We start from the raw sequence: 20,627 nt of genomic DNA on the forward strand, positions 1-20,627 counted from the left end.
GCACCATGACGGCCGTCTAGGAAGAGCTCAGCGACCGGGATAGTTCTCCTTCGGGATCAGCTTCCCAAGCTCGGGCGGTTCAACCGCGGCTCCGTCTACGGAAGATGCGTTCGACGTTGCCGCGAAGAGCCCGGCAGCCCGGACGGCAGCAGCGCGTTGAAGGGCAATCCTTCGGCCGACACTGCTCCACGAGTTCCAAGACTGCTTCTTGTGGGTCTGGTTGGGATGCTGCCGGTAAAGCCAGGTCAAGGCCGGATCGTTGTATCCGTCGACCACTTCCGACAAGGCGGCGAACATCGCGAGATCGTCGTCTGCGGGGGATGCCGCCCACCCACCCAGAGCTCGGAGCGTCGCGGTCCGCATCATCAACCCTGCGCAGTGAACCGGCCAGTTCCCACCGTTGTCTGCGGCCCATTCGTTGACCCTGCCAGCTGGAACGACGCCATGGTCGAGCATCGACGAGAACGACGCTCGGCTACCGTCAGGCAGAAGGTCGTCCGCCTGGCCAATCGCCCAGTGAATCGACGAGGTGGCGAATCTCGGGATCAGCGTCGTGAAGGCGTCCGGCAGTAGAACGTCGTCGTGGTCGAGCACCTGCACCAGGTCGCCAGTCACCCTCGACAACGCCAGGTTACGGGTCATCGCGAGGCCGAGTTGAGCCTCGTTGGCTTCGTAGCGGACGAAGTCGACCCCGTCGAACTTCGTGGCCAGGAAGGGGCCAGGCCCGTCTTCCTGCACGACCCATTCGAGCTCCCAACCGGGGGGAAGCGCTTGGGCTTTGACGCTCTCGATCGTGTCGCTCAAGAAAGTCGCGGTAGGTCCGTACGCTGCCGTGACGACTGAAATCCGAGGCAATTGGTTCTCCGTTCCTGCGCAGTGCAGATGGCTCGTCACCACAAGGCCAGCGGTGTCGAGAAGTGCAGCTTTGTTCGATCAGCCGGGAAGTCAGCATCGGAGATCTCTACGACTCGCCCGTGCGTGTCAATGGAGATTCGACGGACACGGATCATCGGAATGCCAGGGTCCATACCCCACAACTGCGCCGTGACGGTAGTCGGCATAGCCGCTGTGACCTCGTCATCAATGCGAGCAAGTTCGATGCCTGCAACCTCGTAGAGCTGGTGCTGAGTGCCCCCCGGGTGAGGTTTGTCCGACTCGAAAACCTCCGGCTTTGCGCTGACCAGGTCATACGGAATGTACGACACGCTCCACGCTTCTCGGCGGCCCTCCTTCGGGTCGGTCAGCTCGAACACGCGGCGGAGCACCTCCGCGCCCTGCTCGATGTCGAAGCCTTCTGCGAGTTCGGAATCCGCCCTGACGACCTCGTGTGTCGCCTTGAAGTCGAGAGCGTCGATCGGAACCCCGAGATCGTTCTCGGCAACGCCGTTACGTCCCCGTTCGTCCTCACCTGTCAGCACCCGATCCTTCTCGTCCTGGTGTCGGTTCGAGGAACGAACCACCTGACGAGGGCGAGCGCGGACGACTGGCGCCTTTCCTCGGCTTCCAGTGATCAGTCCCTGCTGCTTGAGGAGGTTGATCGCCGACCGCGCGGTTTGGACGCCGCAGCCCCACTGGTGAGCGAGCTCGTGCAGCGTCGGCAGCGGGTCACCCGGCGTCAGATCACCGCGCTCGATCCGCATGCGGATGTCATCCGCGATGCGTAGCTGCACCGGCGCTGCGACGGCGGTTGCTTGAGGTTCCATGGACCACATCCTACGCCGGTTTGACGGTTTGACGGCAAACCCCTTGCGCGTGTTCCGCGGTGACGCTAACGTCTCCAACATCGAAAGTTTGACGGCAAACCGGCAAGCCGTCAGACCGGCAAGGTTGGGAGAGTCATGAAGCACGGATCGGTTCCACGCTCGATCACCAAGCAGCTGGAAGAGGTGTCGATCGAGCCGTACAACGCACCTGACGGGCTGACCGAAACGGCGATCAACATCCTGCTCGGCGAGACGTACCGGGAGCTGGATGAGTCCACCCTTCGCCGGCCTTCCGACGTCAAGGCGGACAGCGCCGAGAAGCGCCGCACCCGCCGTGCTGAGAGGCGAGTTCTGAGAGCCCTGCCAACGACGAACCCGGTTCCTGCTCTGTCCACGACCACCGACGAGGTGGCTGCGTGATGGCTCGCCAAACCATTCTCCCGTCCTCCAGCAGAGGCTCGTTCAAGACGCTCTTACTGCTGGCAGCCGTTGCCTTCGTCGTCATTCGCTGGCCCAACGAGTCGGCCTTTTGGATCCGTGACGCCTTCGCCAAGGTCACCGAGTTCGCCACGACGCTCCTTGGCGGTGCGTGATGGCGATGGAGTCGGCGGTGACGTTCGCGGTGGTGCTGGCGACGTTGCTGGTCGCGCACAACGTGGCGGATCACTGGGTGCAGACCTCGCACCAGGCCGGCACCAAGGGCGACCGGGGTTGGGTGGGCCGGTGGGCCTGCGCGAAGCACGTGGCCACCTACACCGCGGTGACCGCCGGGATGGTCGCACTGGTGTGGGCGGTGTTCGGCCTGCCGATCACCCTCGGCGGGTTCGTGGGCGGGCAGCTGGTGTCGGCGGTGACGCACTACTGGGCCGACCGTCGCACCACCCTGGCCTGGCTGGCGGCGCTCACCCGTAACGACAAGTTCTATCGGCTCGGCGCCCCGCGTGAGGGCCACGACGACAACCCGTCGCTGGGGACCGGCGCCTACGCGCTCGATCAGGCGTGGCACTGGCTGTGGCTGTTCATTGCCGCACTGCTCACCGCCGTCGCCTGAACACTCTCTTCTCCGCGATTTCCCTTTGGCATGGCCGAAAACCGGCCAGACGTGTGTCCGCACTACTGATCAAGGAGCAGACGTTGAAGGTCTACCGCAAGCAGATGAAGGACATCGTCGTGGGCGACGTCGTCGCCGGGGACGCCAAGGGCTGGTGGCGCATCACCAAGGTCGACAGCTGGGGCTCCAAGAGCTCGGTGTGGCTGACCGGCATCAACACCGCCACCGGCGAGATCGGAAACCTCTGGGGCAACGGCCAGGACTACCGCGACCTCGCTGGCTGACCCGCCTGGAACGTGCCTCCTGTCTTTGTCCAGGTTCGTTTTCTGTCTATCCATTGTGGAGGAAATTGTCATGGGTCTTATTCAGCTGGTGGTCACGAGTTTCGGCTACCTGCACGGTAAGCCGCCGTCGATGCCGACCGCGCACCACATCGAGGACGTTCGCAAGGCTCTGCGGGACCCGCACGTCGACCCCGCGTTCCGCGAGCTCGACGGGTTCGACCCGAGGGTTCAGCAGCGGGTGCTGAACACCCCTGGGGCCAGCGATCTGCTGCGCACGCTCCAGAACCGCACGAACAGGCTGCTGGAGCACAACAACAAGCCGTTCGAGCCCTACCTGGTCGGGGTCGCGATCGGGTGCGCCGGAGGCCGGCACCGCTCGGTCGTGCTGGCCAACGAGCTGGCCGAGCGCATGCGGCGCTGGGGCTGGGGCGTCGAGGTCGAGCACCGCGACATTCGCAAGCCCGTCGTCAAGCGCTGATCTCCCCGGCCTGGCCGAAAACCGGCCAGAAGCGTGTCCGCACTACTGATCAAGGAGCAGACGTTGAAGGTCTACCGCAAGCAGATGGACGACATCCACTACGGCGAGATCGTCGCCGGAGACACCGAGGGCTGGTGGCGCGTCCTCCTCGCCGACGTCCGCCACGACGACACGGTCGTGCTGACCGTGCGCAACACCAGCACCGGCGAGATGGGCGAGTTGCGGGGCAACGCCCTCGACTACCGCGACGTCGCCGCCTGACCCGTCCGGAACCTGTTCGCACCGCTGATCAAGGAGCAGACGTTGAAGGTCTACCGCAAGCAGGTCAAGGACTTGTCCGTCGGCGACATCATCGCCGAATACCCCGGCCCGTGGCGGGTCACCGCGATCGAGGGCGTCACCGCCCGGTGCGTCGCGATCAGCGCCACCAGCCTGCAGAGCGGCCACGAGGGCCGACGCCACCACAGCCCCACCGACTGGGTCTCGGTGGCGGCGTGAGTGGCACGCGCGAGAAGGGGCGCCCGATGGCCAGGGCGAAGAAGGTGTGTGACCTGCGCCGTGGCGATGTCATCGCCGATCGGAACGGCCAGTGGCGCGTCACCGAGATCGACATCGTCAGCAGCTCGTGGGTCGTGGTCAAGGCCACCCACATCCGCAGCGGCTACCAGGGCGACCGCGTCACCAGCCTCACCGACTGGTTCGAGCTGGCCACCTGACCAGCACCGCAAGGAGGGAGAGAACCGATGTCGAAGGTCAAGAAGGTGTGTGACCTCAAGCGCGGCGATGTCCTGCTGTGGAGCGGCAAGCCGATGCCGGTCAGCAGCGTCGACGTCACGCCGAAGCGCGTGATCGTGCAGGTCGGGGACGTCGAGTTCCTCTACGACCACGACGCCACCGAGACCGTCCGATAGCCCCGCCCCGGACCGGCAGCCAGTCCCGCCAAGAACGACCTGCCGGTCCGGGTCCCTCACCGCCCATCAACTGAGCAGGAGGACACCAGTGTCTCTCACCAAGAACACGCTGCGAAAGCTGGTCCAGGCAGCCGGCGAAGCCCGCCAGGACCGCCAGAACCGGCCCCGCTGCCAGGCCCGCACCAACAACGGCCGCCCGTGCCGCCGCCCGGTCAAGGCGGACTGGGGCCACTGCGGCCGGATCGACTGCGCCGAGTGGATGTACGCCCAGGACGAGAACGACGTCAAGCAGCTCCTCGGCATCTGACCGCCACAGCACGGAAAGGACTTCGATCGACCATGGCCACGCAGAAGATCAGCCCCGAGACCGCGACCCGGATCATCGAGCAGCTGACCACGACCAGCTACCTCACCCGCATCACCGGGCACGTCCTGGCCACCTTCGGCGCGCCCAAGCGCAAGGCGTTCAACAAGGTGCTCGACGCCCACCGCGAGGCCACCCGCCTGGCCCACGCCGCCCGCCGCGGCGACGACCCGACCGCCCCGGCCCAGGCCGCCGACGCGTTCGAACACTTCCAGCAGCTCCACGCCGACTACCAGAAGACCTACGCCTGACCAGGGGAGACACCACGCCATGAGCAACGGCGAGTTCCGCATCCAGGTCGGCGACAAGACCTACACCCGCGACAACCTCCACGAAGCCGCCCACGACCCCAACATCACCCCCGCCGACCGCACGAAGGTCCGCAACATCAACCACGGCGAGTTCACCGGTATCCAGGCCGGCGAGATCCACGGCGGCATCACCTTCGGCCGCTGAACCCGGGAAACCGTAAGGAAGGAAGGCAGCACATGGCCAAGAAGATCGACTACTACGGCGCGCACGAGCCCTACCTGGAGGCGGTGGCGCGGGCTCTGCGGTCGGCCGGGTTCCGCGTGGCCGAGTGGTGGGGCAACCCCGACGACCCCCGCCACGGAGCGATCGTGCTCACTACGGACGCCCAGCGGCTGATGCTGCTCTGGCACGAGGAAACCGGCTGGGCCCGCGGGTGGGAGCGCGTTGAGGGCCGCTCCGAACCCACCGACCTCCGCGAGTCCTCTCTGGACCTGCTCGACGAGCCGCAGCGGGTCGTGGCGTGGGTGCGATCCGTGCTCGACGGCACCAACAACGACCGGCACCTGCTCGGGCTCGGTACCCGCTTCCGCGACGCCGACGACGAAGACGAAGACGAGACGTTCGAGACCCAGCTGCGCCAGTACTGGCCGCGCGGAGCCGTTCCCCGCGAGTCCTGACCCATCCGCCGGGGCCGGCGGTCCACGTCGGCCCCGGGCAGGCCCCCATCGCTCGACATCCAGAAAGGACAATCCCATGCGCTTCGGTCGCAGCAAGGACACCCAGCCCGAACAGGAACCGGTACGGCCCGACCAGGTCCACAAGCTGGCCAAGCTGATGCAGGACCTCGACGACACCGTCTACTTCGACGAGCAGCAGCGCCCCGGAGGCCCCTACCGCCAGGCGAAGGCCGCGCTTGATGCCGCCAAGCGCAACTCCACCGCCGCCGAGATCAGGGCAGGAGAACGCATGGCCCTGCACGGCTGAGCCGACCACTACGCACGAGGAAGAGGAACAGTCTTGTCTGAGATCACGTCCGCGCACCTGACCACCGATATCGTCGTGTTCGCCGAGGCCAACCGTGAGCTGCACGTGCTACTGATCCGCCGCGGCTGGGACCCGTTCGCCGGGCACTGGGCGCTGCCCGGCGGCTACGTCGACACCGGCGAAACCTTCGCGCAGGCCGCCCACCGCGAACTCGCCGAGGAGACCGGGCTGACCGCCCGCCGACTGGTCCAGGTCGGCGTCTACGACATCCCGAACCGTGACCCCCGTGGACGCGTCGTGTCCGTCGCCTTCGCAACGGTGCTCGACCGCATGACTTCGGCCACCGCCGGAGATGACGCCCGCGAGGCCCGCTGGTTCCGAACCAACCGAGCCCTCGCGCTGCCCCTGGCGTTCGACCACCGCTTCATCCTGTCCGACGCCCTCCGCCGCATCTGACCCACCACCGTCGAGAAAGGACACAGACCATGGCGAAGTTTCTGGACGCCCGCCAGCTGCCGAGCGCGGCATGTCGACGGACCAACCCGGCCACCGGCGGCCTGTGGCCGCAGCCCCTGCTGGCCAGCAACGCACTCATCGGTGGCGTCCCTGGTCAGGGCAAGACCAGCGTGTCGCGGCAGATCGCCCTCACGCGGGCGGTCGCCGCGGTTGACGAGCGCATGGAGTGCCTGATCTGCGAGGGCACCGGGAAGTTCCGCGGCCGGGACTGCTCGGCCTGCAACGGCGACGGAAAGCTCTAACCCCGCCCCGGCCCGGCAGTCGCAACCGCCAAGAAGCCCCTGCCGGGCCGGGCTCCCCGCTCCGAATCCTTCGATCCTGCAAGGAGAAACTAATGGTAGAGCCCCATCCCGCTGACGTGACGATCACGATCCCCGGCGGGGTTGTCGAAGCGCTGGCCGCTGCCTACGCCGCCTACAAGGAGGCACTGGAGAGCGCGAGTTCCCGCCGTCCCCGGCGCACCAGCGGCCGTGTGGCGCTGTGGCGGGCGCTGGCCGCCGCCGAGGACGACCTCGGCCAGGCGCTCAAGCAGACCGCAGTCCACATCCAACTTCGGCTGGTCCGGGACGCGGTGTTCCGCGACGGCACCCGGTTCGTCCACGACGCGCGCAGGCGCCGCGCCGAGGCCGCTGAGATCGAGCGGGAGGCCCCCGATGCATGAGCCCCAGATCGCGGACGTGGTGGTCACGATCCCCGCCGACGTCGCCGCCCGCCTGACCGGACTCGCCCATGCCTACCGCGAGGCGGTGCGCAACGTTTTCGGCTGCCAGACCGGTCCGGTCCTGATCCGGGCCGCCGCGTGGCGGGAGGTCGCTCGTACCGCGTCCGACCTCGGCGAGGAATGGAGCCGCCCGGAGATCACGCGCCACCTGGAGGCGTTCCCGCCGCTGGCCTCCGCGGCCCGCCACGCCACCCAGACCTACCTCGCGCTGGCCCGCTCGGACATCGCCAAGGCCGACCGACTCACCGGTGGAGGTGCGTGATGCTGGAACACCAGTCCTGCGTGATCATCCGCTGCGACGGCTGCGGCGAGGACGAAATCTGCGGCAGCAAGCTGGAGGACAGCTTCGCCCCGCACTTCGAGACCGAGGCCGAGGCGATCCGGTTCCTCGACGAGTACGCCGAGGACTGGCAGCGCCTCGACGACGGCACGGTCTTGTGCGATCGGTGCGTCAACGCCGCCACCTGCCGCGAGCAGGGGTGCGACATGGGCGAGTGGATCGCCTGCCTGTGCCAGGGCTACACCCGCCTCGACCTCGATAACGGGACACTCACGGCCCGCTGCCCGGATCGGCACCGCTGGTGCAACCGCTGTGGGCGGGGCGAGTACACCCACCACACCCACCTCAACCGCCCGGCAGCGGGGACGGAGGCGGGGTTGTGAACTCCACCGACTACCTGCGCGACTACACCGCCCCGCGGGCCGTGCTGGTCGGCGTGCTGTTCCTGACGGCGGTGCTGTTCCGGATGCCCGCGGTCGTGTTGGCGATGGTCGTGCACGTCCTGGACCGCGGCGCCGATCGCCTGCTGGCTGTCGCGGGCCAGGTTCCGCCCGCACCTGTCCGCACTGTGACCCGTCGAGGGAGGGCTCGGTCATGACCAGCATCGATCGGCAGCCTGGTGGCGACGTGATCGACCTGTACCTGGCCCCCGACACCCCACGCGCGCCTGCGGCCGTGGTCGACGACCACACGCCGATCGCCGAGCAGGCCGCGCCTGGTCCAGTCGCCACCGGCGAGCTGGGGCCTGCGGCCGGTGAGAGTGTGGCGGCGTCGTGGCGGGTGCGTCTGGCCCGGCACCGGGCTCGGGTGCGCGGCCAGCTCGGCCAGGTACCCGACACCCGGGTCGAGACCGCGAAGCGCCGCATGCACCGGGCGGTGGAGCTGGAGCAGTTGGCGGCGGATCCGCGGGCGGAGGCGTGGAGCAACCGGCGGGTGCGGGCGTGGATGCTCGCGGCGCTGGCCGTGTTCGCCGCGGGAGGCGCGATCCTGTCGGCGGTGTTCTCCGCGCTGTCGGTCACCAAAGCCCTCGTCCTGGGCGGGCTCGGCTGGTTCGTCGCGGCGATGGGCCCGGATCTGCTCATGGGCGGGCTGCTGTCGCTGGGCCTGGTGATGCGGTCGATCACCGCGCAGCGCGGCCTGACCATCTCCCCGGAATCGCACCGCGCCTACCGGTCCGCCGACCGGTGGCTGGGCGGACTGATCGCGGCCATCACGATCGGCCCCTCGCTCGGAGAGGCCATCACGGCCGGACTCGCCTGGGCCCACGGCGGCGCCGCGGCGGGGTTCGGGTGGGCGCTGGTGTCGATGGCGGTGCACGCCATCGGGCCCGTGGTCGTGGTGACCTCCGGCGCGCTGGCCCCGCACATCACCGGCGATCTGGCCCGCATCAGCCAGCACACCGCCCAACGCCTCACCAACACCCCCGCGACCAGCACGAACACCACGACACCGCAGGCCACACAGCACCCGCCCGCGACCAGCAGCAACGCCGCGTCCCGGCAGGTCAGCGGCCTGGCGCCGGAGACCAGCGGGAACGGTGATCCGGTGATCGACCGCGCCCGCCGCGAACTGGGCACCGGCGTGTCGGGCAAGCAGGTCGCCCGCTGGCACCGCGCCCACATCGGCCCGGTCAACCAGGCCCGCGTCGGCGAGATCCGCGACGCCCTCAACACCACCGGCCCGATCGCACCGGCCGCCTAGCCCTCAATCCTTCGCGCACCGCCCGGAGCCGGGAGGCAAGACCAACCATGACCATCGACAGGGAGCACACCGACATGGGCGAGCTGATCCGGTTCCCCCACGCCCACGCCGCCCGGGCCGTCGACATCGACGACACCACCCCCGACCAGCAGACCAACACCGCGGGTACGGAGGTCGAGGTCCGGCCCGACACCCTGCCCGCACGCCGGGAGCGGGACGGAGTCGTGCCGCCGGCGCTGAAGGCCCGCAGCGCGGCGGCAGCCAAAGTCACCGCCCGGCACGGCTACTACCTGCTGGGCGGCGCGTGGGACACCGCGACCAGCGTGTATTCCCGGTGGACCGGCCGTGACATCGACGCCCAGATCCGCGACGCCCGCGCCGCCGGGGAGCACGGCATTGCCGCCGACTTGATGCGGCAGCGCACCGACAACCGCAGGATCCTGCTGGAGCGCATCCAGGTATGGGGCACGTTCCTCATGCGGGTGCCGATGATCCTCGGCGGCCTGGCCACGCTCGTGCTGGCACTAACCCTGATCGCCTCGATCGTGGCCGCGTTCCGGCCCGGCGGGCTGTCGTTCGCCCAGGTCTGGGACCGGCTGTTTACCGCGGTCGCGGTCGGGTTCGACTGGACCGTGTGGGCTGCGACCGTTCCGGTGCCGTTGCTGCTGGTCGCCAGTGCGGCGGGGGTGTTGGTCTCGGGCTACAACAAGCGCCGCCGCGGCCAGGCGGCCCCGGCCTGGGCGCAGGACGCGGTGGTGCGCAAGGACGAGGTCGTCAACATCACCCCGTCGGCCGTGGTCGCCGCCCTGCGCAACTTGGGGATTTCCGCGCTGCGCAAGGCCATCGACGACGCCGAGGACGGTGCAGCGTGGATGCTGGGGCTGATCACCCGCTACGGTCCCGGCGCGCAGGTCCAGGTCACCCTGCCCCCGCAGGTCACCACCACCGACGTGCAGAAGCGCCGGGACACCCTGGCGGGCAACCTCGACCGCGCCGAGCACGAGATCCAGATCGAGCGCGACCCGGGCAGCGAGCGCGAGTTCCTGCTGTGGGTGGCCGACTCCGGCGCACTGGACCGCCCGGTGCCGCCGTCGCCGCTGCTCGACGACGAGTTCGGTCCGGTCGACATCTACCGCGACACCATGCCCTGGGGCGTGTCCCCGAAGGGCGATCCGGTCGAGCTGAACCTGCTCCAGCAGCACTTCCTGCTCGCCGGGCTGTCCAAGCAGGGCAAGACCGCCGCCGCCCGCGCACTGCTGCTGTGGGCCATGCTCGACCCCTCGGTGCGGGTCCGGCTGGCCGACCTCAAGGGCTTCGGGGACTGGTCGATGTTCCACGACCTGGCCGAAGAACTCATCGAGGGCGCGGGAGACGCGAACTTCATCGCGACCTGCGACATGCTCGAATGGGGCGTCGGCGAGATGGAACGCCGCTACGACAAGTGGCGGGACATGGGCCGCAAGGGCGACGTCGACCGCGCCTCGTCCCAGGCCGGCAGCGGGTTCGAGCCGCTGATCCTCGTCGTCGACGAGGTCCAGAAGCTCTACACCTGCACCACCGAGCACCCCGATGGTGGCGACATCGGCGGCAAAGGCAAGAAGTCCCGCGCCGTGCGCGCCGCCCAGGCCATCCACGACCAGGGACGCGCGGTCAACATCCACCTGTGGGAGTTCGCGCAGAACCCCACCGACGCCAACCTGCCCGTCGTCGTCCGCGAAGGCGCGATGATCCGCGCCAGCCTGTTCGTGGGCACCGAATCCATCGCCAAGATGGCCCTCGGCGAAGCCCCCGTCGACACCGGCGCCGCACCCCACGCCCTGCGCTCCGGCCTGGACCGCGGCACCGTCGTGCTCGCCCCCGGCGAATCCATGGACCTGCCCGGCGGCGCCACCCACACCACCGTGCGCACCCACTTCATCAGCACCGAACAGAGCTACGACATCGCCGAGCGCGCCAAGCGATTCCGCGCCGGCATCCGCCACCACCAGCACGAACCCGAGCAGCGCGACCTGCTCGACGACCTCGCCGCGGTCTTCGGCGACGACGAACGCGTCAAAGCCCGCGACCTCGTCGCCCGCCTGCGCGCACTGGCCCCCGACCACAAGCCCTACACCAAGCTCAACGCCACCACCCTCGCTACCCAGCTCGCCGAGTACGACGTGCCGGTCAAGCCCTACGACGGCTACCCCACCGTTCGGCTACAGCACGTCACCACGGCGATCGCCGAACGCGCAGTGAGTGACCAGGACTGACCCGCCCCACCACCCCGAACAGCCACCCCGGCACCCCACAACCCAGCCCACGTCCACTGGCCCACTGAACACACATTTCCGCAGCACACGGCCAGTGGGCCCGGCTCAGTGCGCCCAAAGTGACCTTTCACTACCTCACCCCCAACCCACTGAACCGCCCACTACCCACCACCAACTACACACAGTAATTCCCTTCGTTCAAAGGAGAACACCCATGCTGTCCGGCTCGTCCCTTGCGTTCCTCACGCTGCTCGCCGCGCTCGTCATCCCCGCCTACCTCGGGCTGTGCGTGCTGTGGCCGCTCAAGCTCTGCCGCGCCTGCCGGGGGAGGGGGCGTTTCCAGTCCCGCGTCCTGCGCGGGGTGCGGGTCTGCCTGGACTGCGACGCCTCTGGCTTACAGCTGCGCGCCGGAACCCGGGCGCTGGCCGCGATCCGCGAGTCCTTACAGGCCCGCCGCAACCGCAACAACCGCCGCTGAACCCGACCATCCAGAAAGGACACACCGTCATGCCTGACAGGCCGTGGGGCATCTCCCGGACCGGCCGCGTGCGCCACTACCTGGAGCGCGACCGGTGGTGGCCGATCTACACCACGCCTCCGCTGCGCGGACACCGCGGATTCGCCGCCTGTACCCGGCGGGTCACGGTCTACGACCTCGACGCCGTCTTCGGCTACCTGGAGCGCGACGTGGACAACGCCGAGGTCGCGACCTGGCCGCTCTGCTCCTACTGCCAGCAAACCCACTGAACCGTCTCTCCGGAAAGGACACACCGCCATGCACATCACGCTCGCCGATCCGCGTGGTTTCGCCGACGCCGCGCGGGGGATCGCCAAGCTGCTCGCGTCTGGACCGATCGACCCCGTGCTGGCCGGGATCGTGCTCCACGCCGAACCCGGTGGCCTGACGTTGTCGGGGTTCGACCGGGAGACCGCCACCTGCATCACCCTCGACGACACCGTCGAGGTGGAGACGCCGGGGCGGGTGCTGGTGTCGGGGCGCCTGCTCGGCGAGATCGCCCGCCTGCTGCCCCGCCAGACCACCACCCTGGTCACGGACGACCGGCAGCTGACGATCGTCGCGGGCGGCAGCCGAGCGACGCTGCCGCTGCTGCCGATCGACGACTACCCCGCACTGCCCGAGACTCCGGACGTCATCGGGGAAGTCGACGCCGCCGACTTCGCTGCCGTCGCGGGAAGGGTGGCTTCGGCGGCGGGCACCGACGAGGCGCTGCCGGGCCTGACCGGGCTCGGCATCGACCTGCCCGACAGCGGTGAGCCGCTGCGGTTGTATGCCACCGACCGACGACGGATGGCCACCGCGACCCTGACCTGGCAACCCGCCCTCGGCCCGGCCCTCCGAGCGCGGGTGCTGGTTCCGGCACGACCGGTCACCGACGCCGCCACGCTCCTGGCCAGCCGGGGCGGCACGATCCGGATCGGTCTCGACCCCGACCACCGCCGCCTCGGCCTGGCCAGCGACCACCGCCGGATCACCCTGGCCGTCCTCGACGTGCCCGCCCCGCCCTACGACCGGGTCCTGGCCACCTCACCCGGCAGTTCGTTCACCGCGCCGGTCGGCGAGCTGGCCGCGGCGGTCAAGCGACTCGCGCTGCACCGCGAGCACCCCGGCATGGACATCACCCTGGCCGACAACACCCTGCGCATGGAGATCACCAGCAGCGCGGGCACCACCGTCGACACTCTCGCCGTCGACTACACCGCCACCCCGGTCCACGCCCGGCTCAACACCAGCCTGGTCGCTGCCGCCCTGCACGCGCTCGACAGCGACCTCGTCCACATCACCCTTCCCCGCACCGCGAACGCCGCGCCGAAGCCGTGGACGCTGCGACCGCTGACCTCGACCGGGCCCGACGACCAGCTCCGCTACCTCGTCATGCCCATGACCATCCCCGCCCAGACCGCCGCAGCCGCGTAACAACCGATTCCGAGGAGGAAGTCATGGCTGGACTGCCTGAGATCACCATCGCCGGAACCGTCGTCGCCGACCCCGAGATGCGCTTCACCCAATCCGGGGCAGGGGTCGTGAACTTCACCGTCGCGGCCAACGACCGCCGGTTCGACCGCGACAAGGGCCAGTGGATCGACGCCGGGGCGACGTTCCTGCGGTGCTCGATCTGGCGCCAGGCCGCCGAAAACGTCTCCGAGAGCGTCACCAAGGGCACCCGCGTCCTGGTCACCGGCGTGCTGCGGCAGCGCTCCTACGAAACCCCCGAGGGCGAGAAGCGCACCGTGTTCGAGGTCGACGCCACCGAAGTCGCCGTCTCACTGAAGTTCGCCACCGCCACCGTCAAAAAGGCCAGCCGCAACAACGGAACCGCACCCGCGAGCGACGACGCCGACCGATGGGGCTCGGCACCCCCCGCAGGCACTCGCGGCGGCTTCGCCGACGAACCCCCGTTCTAAGCCCCAGTCCGCCCCTGCCTCGCTCGGTTGCGCCGGGCAACCGAGCGAGGCCCCTGTTCTCACCGAAGGAGGTTCGCCGTGCCCACCTCATCCACAACGCTGCTGACGGCCGCACTGGCGATCGCCGGGCGCGGGTGGCCGGTGTTCCCGCTCAACCCCGGCGGGAGTTTCCCCGCACTGCACAGCGTCGACGACTGCCCCGGCACCGGGCCCTGTACCGCCGGGCACCGCAAGTGGGAACAGCGCGCCACCACCGACCCTGATCGCGTCCGCGGCTGCTGGTCCCACGGCGCCTACAACATCGGCCTGGCCACCGGGCCCGCCGGGCTGCTCGTCGTCGACCTCGACATGCCCAAGCCCGGCAAGCCCGTCCCCGAGCGCTGGGCCGCTCAGGGAGCCGAGTCCGGCATGGACGTGTTCCTGCTCGTCTGCGCCGACGCCGGCCACCCGCCGCCGCTGGACACGATGACCGTGCAGACGCCTTCCGGCGGAACCCACCTGTACTTCACCGCACCGGCCGATGCGCGGCTGCGGATCACCCAGGGTGAACGCGGCCACGGGCTCGGGTGGGGCATCGACACCCGCGGCTGGGGCGGTTACGTCGTCGCGCCCGGTTCGATCCGCCGCGACGGCTCCTACACCATCACCGACGACCGGCCGCCCGCGCCGCTCCCGGCCTGGCTCGTCGACCGGCTCACGCCCACGCCGCTGCCGCCGCAGCAACCGACCGCGGTGGCGACGACGGCCGGGCGGCGCACCGGATTCCTGCGCGCGGCCATCGACGGCGAGATCCGGCGGGTCACCACGGCCGAGGGTGGTGGCCGCAACTTCGCGCTCTACTGCGCCGCCAACGCCCTCGGGCAACTCGTCGCCGGTGGCGCGCTCGGCGAGCAGGAAGTCACCGACGAACTGCTGGCCGCCGCCCACAGTCACGTCGCCGCCGATGCCTACTCCTGGGCCCAGGCCAGGCGGACCATCGCCTCCGGCCTGCGAGCCGGAGCAGCCCGACCACGACGGATGACGGCATGAGCACACCTGCCCCCGAGCACGACAACGTCCGGGCACTACGCACCAACCCCGCCGACGCACTCATCGGCGCGTGGACCGCCGAGGCGCTCATGGCCGCCGAGTTCCCCGAACCGCGGTGGGCCGTGCCCGGCATCCTTGCCGAAGGTGTCAACGTCCTCGCGGGACCGCCCAAGGTCGGCAAGTCCTGGATGTCCCTCGGACTCGCACTCGCCGTTGCCTCCGGCGGGCGCGCGCTCGACACGATCGACGTCGATCTCGGCCCGGTGCTCTACCTCGCGCTCGAAGACACCCCACGACGGCTGCAAACCCGCATGGGCAAACTCCTCGGCCACGACCCCGCACCGGCCGGGCTCACCGTGGCCACCAACTGCCCGACCCTGCCCGCCGGCGGCGAAGAAGCGATCGCCGCTTGGCTCGACCACCACCCCGACGCCCGCATGGTCGTGCTCGACGTGTTCGCCAAGATGCGCGGCACCCCACCCGCCGGAATGGCCGCCTACGACGCCGACTACGCCGCGATCGGCCGTGCCAAACGCCTTGCCGACCATTACGGCGTCGCGTTCGTCCTCGTCCACCACGTCCGCAAGATGGGCTCCGAAGACTTCCTTGAAACCGTCTCTGGCTCCAACGGCATCGCCGGCGCCGCCGATGCCACCCTCGTTCTCCGACGAGGCCGCAACAAAGCCGACGGCGTCCTGCAAGTCACCGGCCGCGACATCGACGAAGCCGAATACGCCCTCGCCTTCCACCCCAACTCCGGTGCCTGGCAACTCCTCGACGGACCCGCCAGCGACCACATCATGCACGACACCAGCACCACGATCCTGCACTACGTCCGCGAAAGCCCTGGCGCGGGACCAAAAGCCATCGCCGATGCGACCAGCCTGCCGTACGAGAACGTCAAAAAGACCTGCCAGCGCCTGGCGAAGGAGGGCCATCTCCACGCCGCAGGCGGTCGGTACCGACTGCCCGCCATCGCAGTCACCCCCAGAGACACGAACGGCCACGAAGTGTCCCCGGCGTCCCCGATGTCCCCAAACCTGGTCTGATCAGGCAATACAAACATCAACTTTGGGGACTCGCAGGGACATGTACCCCAGCTGTCCCCGCAACCGCCAAGAACAGGAGCTGTGATGTCCGGACGACGTGAGTACCTCACCATCCGCGACCTTTGTGAAGAACTCGAAATCTCCCGCGACACCTTCTACCGATGGCGCTCCACCGGCCGTGCCCCGCTCTGCACGAAGCTCCCCAACGGCGAACTTCGGATCTGCCGTGACGACTTCGAATCCTGGCTCCACAACCACAAGGAGGCTGCCTGATGCCACGGTCCTTCGATGTACGCATCTGGTCGATCGCCCAACGCAAGAACCAGCAGGGCAAAGTCACAAGCTACGGAATCCGCTGGCGCGTCGGCGCAAAACGGTTCTACGAGTCCTGCAAGACACGGGCGCAAGCGGATCGCTTCAGGGCCGAACTCATCGCGGCCCAAAACAGGGGGGAGGCATTCGACGCCGAGTCGGGAAAGCCGATCTCCGCCTCGGGAACGGTCCGCGAGACTACGTGGTTCGAGATCGCCTGCGACTACGTCGACATGAAGTGGGAAGCTGCCTCTGCGACCGCACGCCAGACCATCGCGGAAGCACTCATCCGCATCACACCTGTCTTCCTTCCGAACGGGCCGGGAAAACCGGATGAGCGCGCGATCCGCTCCGCCCTCCGTGGCTACGCGTTCAACACCCGAACTAGGGCCGGGCACGTCCCTGACGAAGCAGGCGCAGTTCTGCGCTGGTGTGCTCGGAACAGCCGTCCAGTGAGCGATGCGCTGCACCCGCAGACGCTCCGTGTACTGGAAAAGGCTGTCACCACAACACTTTCTGGATCCAAGTACGCCCCCTCGGTCGCGCGCAAGACCCGCTCGGTGCTGTCGAGCGTGCTCGCCTACGCAGTCGAGAGGGAAGCACTGGAGAAAAACCCATTGGACACAGCGAAGTGGACCACTATGCCGAAGGGCAACCGCACCATCGATCCTCGCACTGTGCCCAACCCAGCGCAGGCGCGTGCCTTGCTCACCGCAGTGCGCGGAATCCGCCGCAGTGGCCCGAGATTGGAAGCGTTCTTCGGCGCGATGTACTTTGCAGGCTTGCGGCCCGAAGAAGCGGTGGCACTACGGCGGCGAGATCTGGTGCTCCCCGACTCCGGTTGGGGGGAAATCTACGTCGACGAAGCGCATCCGCACGCGGGGAAGCACTGGACCGGAACCGACCGGGCCCGGGAGACCCGCGGGGTGAAGGCGCGGGATGCGGGGGAGGGCAGGCCAGTGCCGTGCCCACCGGAACTCGTCGATCTCTTTCGTCGGCACCTCGCCGCGTTCCCCGAGGGCGGGGACCGGGTGTTCGTCGGAGACCGGGGACAAGACGTGCCCAAGATCACTTACATGCGGGTATGGAGGGAAGCGCGGGTCGCCGCCTTCACCGAGGAGGTGCGCGTCTCGCGTCTGGCCCGGCGGCCGTACTCGCTGCGCCATGCGGCGGTGAGCACCTGGCTCGCAGCTGGCGTCGATCCTGCTGTGGTCGCCCGGTGGGCGGGCCACTCGGTGGCGGTGCTGATGGACGTCTACGCCGCGTGCCTGCACGGACGGGATGTGATCGCCCGTGGGCAGGTCGACAGGTTCTTCGGGTACGGGCGCTGAGGCTTGTGCACGCATTGTGCACGGAGGCCGACAGAAGACGACTACCACCGACAGACAGTGACAGACGAGCAAGATCAGCGATAGAGGTGATTTCCCCTGATCAGAAGCCGTTTTCCAAGGCTATTGTATGGCGCCCTCGGCAGGACTCGAACCTGCGACACCTGCCTCCGGAGGGCAGTGCTCTATCCGCTGAGCTACGAGGGCTTTCTTGTCGGCTTGCTTGTCGTTTCCGACGTTCGTCAGCTTAGCGCATCGCCTGATCGTGGTTCTTCAGGGGGTTCGCCGGGCGCTCACCTCCGGTTTCACCCGATGTCCACGAAAGTGAGCCTAGCCTCCCCTTGCCTGAATCTATGCGAATGTGACTATATATTCGTGGGGCGGACCACGAGGAGGATTCGGATGGGGCACGGACACGGGCACGGTAGCGCCGCGGACGCGGTCAGCGCTTCGGGGCGCTACGTGCGGCGGCTCGCGATGGCCTTCGGCGTGCTGCTGGCGTTCTTCGTGCTGGAAGCGGTCGTCGGCTACCTGAGCTCGTCGCTGGCGCTGTTGTCCGACGCGGGGCACATGCTCACCGACGTGCTCGGCGTCGGCATGGCGCTGGCCGCCATCTCCGCCGCTCGCAGGCCGGCTCGCGGCGGCCGGACCTTCGGCCTGTACCGGATGGAGGTGCTGGCCGCGCTGGCCAACGCCGTCCTGCTCTTCGGCGTCGCCGCGTACATCCTCTACGAGGCCATCGGCCGCTTCCAGGACCCGCCGGAGGTCGCGGGGCTGCCGATGATGCTCACCGCCGCCGCCGGTCTGGTCGCCAACCTCGTCGCCTTCGCGCTGCTGCGGGAGGGCGCCGACACCAGCCTCAACGTCCGCGGCGCCTACCTGGAGGTCCTGGCCGACACCCTCGGCTCGGTCGGTGTCCTCGTCGGCGGCGTCCTGACCACCGCCTTCGGCTGGTACCTCGTCGACCCGATCATCGCCGTCGCGGTGGGCCTGTTCGTGCTGCCGCGGACCTTCAAGCTGGCCAAGCAGGCGCTGCGGATCCTGGTGCAGCAGGCGCCGGAGGGCGTCGACGTGCAGCAGATGCGGGAGGACCTCAACCGGCTCCCGAGCGTCACCGAGGTGCACGACCTGCACGTGTGGACGCTCACCTCCGGCATGGAGGTCGCCTCCGCGCACCTGACCACCGGCAGCCGCGCCGACCACGGCGGCGTGCTGATCGCCGCCCAGCGGCTGCTCTCCGAGCGCTACCACATCGACCACGCCACGCTCCAGGTCGAGCCCGCCGAGTGCGCTCGCCGCTGCCGCGAACTGACCTGGTGACAACGAGAACGCCCCCGGCCGCGGCCAGGGGCGTTCTCGTCAGCTCGCCGGTAACGGGGTCGAGCCCCGCTCCGCGATCATCCGCCGCATCAGCTCGCTCTCGGTCTTCTGCGAGCCGAGCATGTTCGCCGCGAGGTTGCGCACGGCCGGGATGGCGGCGCGCTGCGCGCCGAACTCGGCCATCGGCGCTCCGCCCTCGTGGTGGCGCAGCATCAGGCGCAGGAACTCCACGTCGAACTCCGGGCCGCTGAGCTTCTGGAGCCGGGCCAGCTCCTCGGTGGAGGCCATCCCCGGCATCAGCCCGCCGCCGGACCCACCGCCGTGGTGACCGCCGTGACCGCTGTCGGCCATCCACTCCATCGGCGCGCCCGCGGCCTGCGCCGGCTGGTTCCACAGGCTCAGCCAGCCCTGCATCCGGCCGATCTGGCCGCGCTGGTTGGTCTCGATGTCGAACGCGAGCTGCCGCACCGCGACGTCGGCCGCGCGCTCGCGGGCCAGCGTCGCCATCGTCACGGCCTGCTCGTGGTGCACCGACATGTCCTGGGCGAACCCGATGTCGACCGGCGTGGGATTGGTCTCGACCCGCTGGTCGGACGGGACCTTGATCAGCATTCCGCCCGCCGCGCCGAGCAGCAGCAGCGCCACCGTCCCGGCGATGGCGACGAACACCCGCACGGTCAGCGGGGTCCGCTCGGAACTCACTGACCGGCCCCCATCTCACCGCTGGCCTGCTGGCTGCCGGTGCCGTCCATCGGGATCGCGTCCGGCGGCGCCGGGCTCGGGTCGAACGGCGGCGGGTTCAGCGTGTCGAACGCACCCGGGTACGCCTGGCAGGACCCGTTGATCTCGGGGTAGACGCCGTTGCCGTTCTGCCGCAGCGCGGTGATGAACTGGTCGATCCGCTTGTCGTCGGCGCTGTCGACCTTGAGCCGGTGGCCCCACGACTGCACCGAGATCGGGCTGTCCAGGCCGGGGTAGGGCGACATCATCGTGTAGGGCTTGCCCTCGACCCGCTTCTCCAGCGCCGCCTTGCCCGCGCCGTCGACCTTGTCCGGGTTGTAGGCGATCCAGACCGCGCCGTGCTCCAGCGAGTGGACCATGTTCTCGGTGCGCACCGCCTCCGGGTAGACCACGCCGGTGCAGTCGGCCCAGATGCCGTCGTGCGGACCGCCGAACGGCGGCGCCTGGTCGTAGGCCACCCGCTGCTGCGGGGTCACGTGCTGCTGGGCCGGGTAGTTGGCGAGCTGCACACCGGGGATCGCCTTGGACGGATCGGGGTTCTGCGGCGACGGCGTGAACACCGCGAGTTCCTTCTTGTCCATGTACACGATGCCGACGTAGCCGAACACCGCGACGGCGATCACGAGGATCGCGGTGACAGCCGAGATCATCACCCACGGGATCGAACGCTCGTGCACCACCGAGCTGCGCGCCTTGCTCTTCTTACCGCTTGCCATGCTCTTCGGACCTCGTCTCGCGAACCGCCGCCAGGGGACTCGGCGTGCCAGTCTAGAGATTTCCCGCTCCCGCCGAGCCGCTCGTCGAATTGCCGACAGCGACCTCACGCTCTCACACCCGGATGTGCGCCCGGTCACCCGCCGGTCACCGGACGTGCGCGGACCCCGGCGCGGTCCGCCAACCCGTTGGCTGAACAGCGGTGACGCTTCC

General features: G+C 69.0%; 35 protein-coding genes and 1 tRNA gene. 31 read left to right on the forward strand and 5 right to left on the reverse strand.

All coding sequences use genetic code 11. From position 1 onward, the window contains the following. Positions 1-27 precede the first annotated feature (27 nt). Both ABD691_RS04515 and ABD691_RS04520 read right to left on the reverse strand, forming a co-directional pair. On the reverse strand, positions 28-897 hold the full coding sequence (locus ABD691_RS04515; protein ID WP_344678106.1) for a glycosyltransferase family 2 protein: 870 nt from the start codon (positions 895-897) through the stop codon (positions 28-30). Beyond that, positions 891-1,703, reverse strand: coding sequence for a GntR family transcriptional regulator (locus tag ABD691_RS04520; RefSeq protein ID WP_344678107.1), 813 nt, complete (start codon positions 1,701-1,703; stop codon positions 891-893). Before ABD691_RS04520 ends, ABD691_RS04515 begins: the two co-directional genes overlap by 7 nt. 135 nt (positions 1,704-1,838) lie before the next feature. Between ABD691_RS04520 and ABD691_RS04525 the strand changes: the two genes are divergently transcribed. The 30 genes from ABD691_RS04525 (at position 1,839) to ABD691_RS04670 (ending at position 17,642) form a co-directional block, all read left to right on the forward strand. Further along, positions 1,839-2,123 (forward strand): hypothetical protein, encoded by a 285-nt coding sequence (locus ABD691_RS04525; protein ID WP_344678108.1) that lies wholly within the window; start codon positions 1,839-1,841, stop codon positions 2,121-2,123. After that, entirely contained in the window at positions 2,123-2,296 is a 174-nt protein-coding gene (locus ABD691_RS04530) for a hypothetical protein (RefSeq protein ID WP_344678109.1), read from the forward strand. Before ABD691_RS04525 ends, ABD691_RS04530 begins: the two co-directional genes overlap by 1 nt. Further along, a complete protein-coding gene (locus tag ABD691_RS04535; protein ID WP_344678110.1) occupies positions 2,296-2,754 on the forward strand; it encodes a DUF3307 domain-containing protein in 459 nt (152 codons plus the stop codon). Before ABD691_RS04530 ends, ABD691_RS04535 begins: the two co-directional genes overlap by 1 nt. Before the next feature lie 53 nt (positions 2,755-2,807). Beyond that, entirely contained in the window at positions 2,808-3,038 is a 231-nt protein-coding gene (locus ABD691_RS04540) for a hypothetical protein (RefSeq protein ID WP_344678111.1), read from the forward strand. A 70-nt stretch (positions 3,039-3,108) separates the two neighbouring features. After that, a complete protein-coding gene (locus tag ABD691_RS04545; RefSeq protein ID WP_344678112.1) occupies positions 3,109-3,516 on the forward strand; it encodes a RapZ C-terminal domain-containing protein in 408 nt (135 codons plus the stop codon). 33 nt (positions 3,517-3,549) lie between these two features. Beyond that, positions 3,550-3,777 carry a hypothetical protein gene (locus ABD691_RS04550; protein ID WP_344678113.1) on the forward strand — a complete coding sequence of 76 codons (228 nt, stop codon included), beginning with the start codon at positions 3,550-3,552 and terminating at the stop codon, positions 3,775-3,777. Between the two features lie 42 nt (positions 3,778-3,819). Then, positions 3,820-4,014: a hypothetical protein gene (locus tag ABD691_RS04555; protein WP_344678114.1), complete on the forward strand. Its 195-nt coding sequence runs from the start codon at positions 3,820-3,822 to the stop codon at positions 4,012-4,014. Next, on the forward strand, positions 4,011-4,232 hold the full coding sequence (locus tag ABD691_RS04560; RefSeq protein ID WP_344678115.1) for a hypothetical protein: 222 nt from the start codon (positions 4,011-4,013) through the stop codon (positions 4,230-4,232). Before ABD691_RS04555 ends, ABD691_RS04560 begins: the two co-directional genes overlap by 4 nt. Positions 4,233-4,259: 27 nt before the next feature. Then, positions 4,260-4,427, forward strand: a complete 168-nt coding sequence (locus ABD691_RS04565; protein WP_344678116.1) for a hypothetical protein — start codon at positions 4,260-4,262, stop codon at positions 4,425-4,427. Between the two features lie 88 nt (positions 4,428-4,515). Beyond that, positions 4,516-4,734, forward strand: coding sequence for a hypothetical protein (locus ABD691_RS04570; protein WP_344678117.1), 219 nt, complete (start codon positions 4,516-4,518; stop codon positions 4,732-4,734). A 32-nt stretch (positions 4,735-4,766) separates the two neighbouring features. Beyond that, positions 4,767-5,042, forward strand: a complete 276-nt coding sequence (locus ABD691_RS04575) for a hypothetical protein (RefSeq protein ID WP_344678118.1) — start codon at positions 4,767-4,769, stop codon at positions 5,040-5,042. Positions 5,043-5,061: 19 nt separating this feature from the next. Continuing rightward, positions 5,062-5,247 (forward strand): hypothetical protein, encoded by a 186-nt coding sequence (locus ABD691_RS04580; protein ID WP_344678119.1) that lies wholly within the window; start codon positions 5,062-5,064, stop codon positions 5,245-5,247. A 32-nt stretch (positions 5,248-5,279) separates the two neighbouring features. Then, entirely contained in the window at positions 5,280-5,720 is a 441-nt protein-coding gene (locus ABD691_RS04585) for a DUF6292 family protein (RefSeq protein WP_344678120.1), read from the forward strand. Between the two features lie 76 nt (positions 5,721-5,796). Then, positions 5,797-6,027 carry a hypothetical protein gene (locus ABD691_RS04590; protein WP_344678121.1) on the forward strand — a complete coding sequence of 77 codons (231 nt, stop codon included), beginning with the start codon at positions 5,797-5,799 and terminating at the stop codon, positions 6,025-6,027. A 33-nt stretch (positions 6,028-6,060) separates the two neighbouring features. After that, positions 6,061-6,483: an NUDIX domain-containing protein gene (locus ABD691_RS04595; protein ID WP_344678122.1), complete on the forward strand. Its 423-nt coding sequence runs from the start codon at positions 6,061-6,063 to the stop codon at positions 6,481-6,483. A gap of 29 nt (positions 6,484-6,512) precedes the next feature. Then, a complete protein-coding gene (locus ABD691_RS04600) occupies positions 6,513-6,785 on the forward strand; it encodes a hypothetical protein (protein WP_344678123.1) in 273 nt (90 codons plus the stop codon). Between the two features lie 92 nt (positions 6,786-6,877). After that, positions 6,878-7,204: a hypothetical protein gene (locus tag ABD691_RS04605; RefSeq protein WP_344678124.1), complete on the forward strand. Its 327-nt coding sequence runs from the start codon at positions 6,878-6,880 to the stop codon at positions 7,202-7,204. After that, on the forward strand, positions 7,197-7,526 hold the full coding sequence (locus tag ABD691_RS04610; protein ID WP_344678125.1) for a hypothetical protein: 330 nt from the start codon (positions 7,197-7,199) through the stop codon (positions 7,524-7,526). The genes ABD691_RS04605 and ABD691_RS04610 overlap by 8 nt, the downstream gene beginning before the upstream one ends. Next, positions 7,526-7,927 (forward strand): hypothetical protein, encoded by a 402-nt coding sequence (locus ABD691_RS04615; protein WP_344678126.1) that lies wholly within the window; start codon positions 7,526-7,528, stop codon positions 7,925-7,927. The genes ABD691_RS04610 and ABD691_RS04615 overlap by 1 nt, the downstream gene beginning before the upstream one ends. Continuing rightward, a complete protein-coding gene (locus tag ABD691_RS04620; RefSeq protein WP_344678127.1) occupies positions 7,924-8,142 on the forward strand; it encodes a hypothetical protein in 219 nt (72 codons plus the stop codon). Before ABD691_RS04615 ends, ABD691_RS04620 begins: the two co-directional genes overlap by 4 nt. Then, positions 8,139-9,245, forward strand: a complete 1,107-nt coding sequence (locus ABD691_RS04625; protein WP_344678128.1) for a hypothetical protein — start codon at positions 8,139-8,141, stop codon at positions 9,243-9,245. Before ABD691_RS04620 ends, ABD691_RS04625 begins: the two co-directional genes overlap by 4 nt. A 47-nt stretch (positions 9,246-9,292) precedes the next feature. After that, complete coding sequence (locus ABD691_RS04630; RefSeq protein WP_344678129.1) at positions 9,293-11,497, forward strand: FtsK/SpoIIIE domain-containing protein; 2,205 nt, start codon at positions 9,293-9,295, stop codon at positions 11,495-11,497. Positions 11,498-11,711: 214 nt separating this feature from the next. Continuing rightward, on the forward strand, positions 11,712-11,975 hold the full coding sequence (locus ABD691_RS04635; RefSeq protein WP_344678130.1) for a hypothetical protein: 264 nt from the start codon (positions 11,712-11,714) through the stop codon (positions 11,973-11,975). Positions 11,976-12,004: 29 nt separating this feature from the next. Then, positions 12,005-12,244 carry a hypothetical protein gene (locus ABD691_RS04640; RefSeq protein WP_344678131.1) on the forward strand — a complete coding sequence of 80 codons (240 nt, stop codon included), beginning with the start codon at positions 12,005-12,007 and terminating at the stop codon, positions 12,242-12,244. 28 nt (positions 12,245-12,272) lie between these two features. Beyond that, positions 12,273-13,433, forward strand: coding sequence for a DNA polymerase III subunit beta (dnaN, locus tag ABD691_RS04645; protein WP_344678132.1), 1,161 nt, complete (start codon positions 12,273-12,275; stop codon positions 13,431-13,433). A gap of 23 nt (positions 13,434-13,456) precedes the next feature. After that, positions 13,457-13,921 (forward strand): single-stranded DNA-binding protein, encoded by a 465-nt coding sequence (gene ssb / locus ABD691_RS04650; RefSeq protein WP_344678133.1) that lies wholly within the window; start codon positions 13,457-13,459, stop codon positions 13,919-13,921. 78 nt (positions 13,922-13,999) lie between these two features. Beyond that, positions 14,000-14,950, forward strand: a complete 951-nt coding sequence (locus tag ABD691_RS04655; protein WP_344678134.1) for a bifunctional DNA primase/polymerase — start codon at positions 14,000-14,002, stop codon at positions 14,948-14,950. Continuing rightward, on the forward strand, positions 14,947-15,999 hold the full coding sequence (locus ABD691_RS04660; RefSeq protein WP_344678135.1) for an AAA family ATPase: 1,053 nt from the start codon (positions 14,947-14,949) through the stop codon (positions 15,997-15,999). Before ABD691_RS04655 ends, ABD691_RS04660 begins: the two co-directional genes overlap by 4 nt. 84 nt (positions 16,000-16,083) lie before the next feature. Beyond that, a complete protein-coding gene (locus tag ABD691_RS04665; protein ID WP_344678136.1) occupies positions 16,084-16,272 on the forward strand; it encodes a helix-turn-helix transcriptional regulator in 189 nt (62 codons plus the stop codon). After that, positions 16,272-17,642, forward strand: a complete 1,371-nt coding sequence (locus ABD691_RS04670; RefSeq protein ID WP_344678137.1) for a tyrosine-type recombinase/integrase — start codon at positions 16,272-16,274, stop codon at positions 17,640-17,642. Before ABD691_RS04665 ends, ABD691_RS04670 begins: the two co-directional genes overlap by 1 nt. A gap of 128 nt (positions 17,643-17,770) precedes the next feature. Here the strand turns inward: ABD691_RS04670 and ABD691_RS04675 are convergent. Continuing rightward, positions 17,771-17,846 (reverse strand) — tRNA-Arg (locus ABD691_RS04675). 195 nt (positions 17,847-18,041) lie between these two features. On the opposite strand from ABD691_RS04675, the gene ABD691_RS04680 reads away from it, so the two are divergent. After that, complete coding sequence (locus ABD691_RS04680; RefSeq protein WP_344678138.1) at positions 18,042-18,959, forward strand: cation diffusion facilitator family transporter; 918 nt, start codon at positions 18,042-18,044, stop codon at positions 18,957-18,959. Between the two features lie 39 nt (positions 18,960-18,998). Here ABD691_RS04680 and ABD691_RS04685 read toward each other — a convergent pair whose 3' ends face one another. Both ABD691_RS04685 and ABD691_RS04690 read right to left on the reverse strand, forming a co-directional pair. Then, positions 18,999-19,661 (reverse strand): DUF305 domain-containing protein, encoded by a 663-nt coding sequence (locus tag ABD691_RS04685; protein WP_344678139.1) that lies wholly within the window; start codon positions 19,659-19,661, stop codon positions 18,999-19,001. Next, positions 19,658-20,416 (reverse strand): thioredoxin-like domain-containing protein, encoded by a 759-nt coding sequence (locus ABD691_RS04690; RefSeq protein ID WP_344678140.1) that lies wholly within the window; start codon positions 20,414-20,416, stop codon positions 19,658-19,660. The genes ABD691_RS04685 and ABD691_RS04690 overlap by 4 nt, the downstream gene beginning before the upstream one ends. Between the last annotated feature and the right edge of the window lie 211 nt (positions 20,417-20,627).

This window comes from Saccharopolyspora taberi (assembly GCF_039534165.1).
In the GTDB taxonomy this organism is placed as follows: domain Bacteria; phylum Actinomycetota; class Actinomycetes; order Mycobacteriales; family Pseudonocardiaceae; genus Saccharopolyspora_D; species Saccharopolyspora_D taberi.